The following is a 1,720-nucleotide window of genomic DNA, read 5'->3' on the forward strand; positions in this document are numbered from 1 at the left end:
TAGTCACTTTAAGGCGGTCCTATACGATGTAGTGCTCTTGGCGATCGGCGGATGCCGCAGAGCATCTTCAATGAGATCGTCGAGATGAACGTCGCACACCCGTTCCGCGAGGGCAACGGAAGGAGTATGCGCATCTGGCTGGACGCCATGTTCAGGAAGGGATTCGGAGTAGTCGTGGACTGGAACCTCGTCGACAAGGAGGACTACCTCGCCGTAATGGAACACAGTCCCGTCAGGGACGTCGAAGCGCGGGCGGCGATTACCTCCCGTCCGACCGGGGCAGGACCTGCACGGCTTCGGGATGGGCGGTGACGAACCGCATCAGCGCGTCGCACAGGGCCTCCACGGCAGGGGAACGGGAAACGGACGTAAAGGGCTGGTCGTAGGGCGTTCGGGTCAGGAGCTTGTCCGTCCTGGTGAAGGTCGCAGTGATGGCAAAGCGGGCCGTGCGGTCCTCCGGCCGGTAGAACAGGCTCACGATGCTGTAGGCCCATCGCTTGATCTTTTCGCGCTCCCTCTTGTCCCGCGTCCTCTGCAGCAGCTTGTCCCGATAGCGCCAGCTGATGACGCTCTTGTAACGAAACAGGAAGACGTCTCCGCCCTCCTGACGCTGGATCGTCTCCGTGTCCAGGAAGTAGAGGCCCATTCGGTCGTCCTGGAACACCGGCAGGTATCGCTCCCCATCCTGCGCCGCTGCCACACCTCGGCAGGCGGTGAGCGTCGCAGCCAGCGCAAGGATCAGGGCGAGTTTTTTCAACGGCTTTTGCAGCAGCTCTTTCAATTTTCGCGGATCAACTCCTCGAGGAACGGCGGCAGGATGAAGGCGGCGCGATGGATGGCGTTCGTGTACCAGCGCGTGCCGGCCACCTCCCGCAGGGGGGTGGCCGGGTCTGCGGAGAGGGAGGCCGCACCGTAGGTCCACATGCCGGACGGGTAGGTGGGCACGACGCCCCAGTACATTCGAACGACGGGGAAGACGGCGCGCATCTCGCGGATGGACTGGCACATCAGCGCCGTGTCCGTGAAGGGGGACTCCGTCAGCTCCGTCATCATGCCCCGCTCGTTCAGGACGGCCTTCAGGTCCCGGTAGAAGGGCGACTGAAAGAGTCCCGCGGCGAAGTCCACGGGGTCGGTGCTGTCCACGATAGCGACGTCAAACCGGTCGGATGTCGTGCGGAGGTACTCCATCGCGTCCATGCAGCGCACGTCCGCCCTGGGGTCCGAGAGCGCACAGCCGACGGTGGGCAGCCACTCCTTCGACGCAGCGATGACGCGCTCGTCGATGTCGATGAGCGTACACCGCTCGACGCCGGGGTGCTTCAGCACCTCCTTCAGGATGGCCCCATCGCCGCCGCCGACGATCAGGACGCGCTTCGGATCCGGGTGGGAGCAAAGGGGCACGTGGGCCATCATCTCCGAGTAGGTGAACTCGTCCCGCTCCGTCAACTGAAACGCCCCGTCCAGCATTAGGGTGCGACCGTACTCCGGCGTGTCCACCACCAGGATGTCCTGCCACTTCGTCCTCTCGCGGTGTAGGACGTCCGTCACCTTCAGCGATAGGCGCAGGCCCTCGCTGCTCTCCTCCGTCAGCCACAGATCGTTCGTCCGCTTGGCCCTCGTCACGGGTGCGTCGCCCATGTCCATCCCCTCCATCCTTAATAGTAAAATTGTTGGGGCGCGGCCCCCTCTTCTTGAGCGTACGAACATAGCGTACCATGAA

At 63.5% G+C, this 1,720-nt stretch carries 3 protein-coding genes; 1 reads left to right on the forward strand and 2 read right to left on the reverse strand.

Features of this window, described 5'->3' with window-relative positions:
* The first annotated feature begins 51 nt into the window (after positions 1–51).
* Positions 52–312 (forward strand): hypothetical protein, encoded by a 261-nt coding sequence (locus ACO41U_RS09655; RefSeq protein WP_485943533.1) that lies wholly within the window; start codon positions 52–54, stop codon positions 310–312.
* Here the strand turns inward: ACO41U_RS09655 and ACO41U_RS09660 are convergent.
* Positions 260–781, reverse strand: coding sequence for a hypothetical protein (locus ACO41U_RS09660; protein ID WP_485943535.1), 522 nt, complete (start codon positions 779–781; stop codon positions 260–262). The genes ACO41U_RS09655 and ACO41U_RS09660 overlap by 53 nt on opposite strands.
* Entirely contained in the window at positions 778–1,638 is an 861-nt protein-coding gene (gene speE / locus ACO41U_RS09665; RefSeq protein WP_485943537.1) for a polyamine aminopropyltransferase, read from the reverse strand. The genes ACO41U_RS09660 and speE overlap by 4 nt, the downstream gene beginning before the upstream one ends.
* Positions 1,639–1,720: the final 82 nt, after the last annotated feature.

The sequence above is a fragment of the Fretibacterium sp. genome (assembly GCF_057312375.1).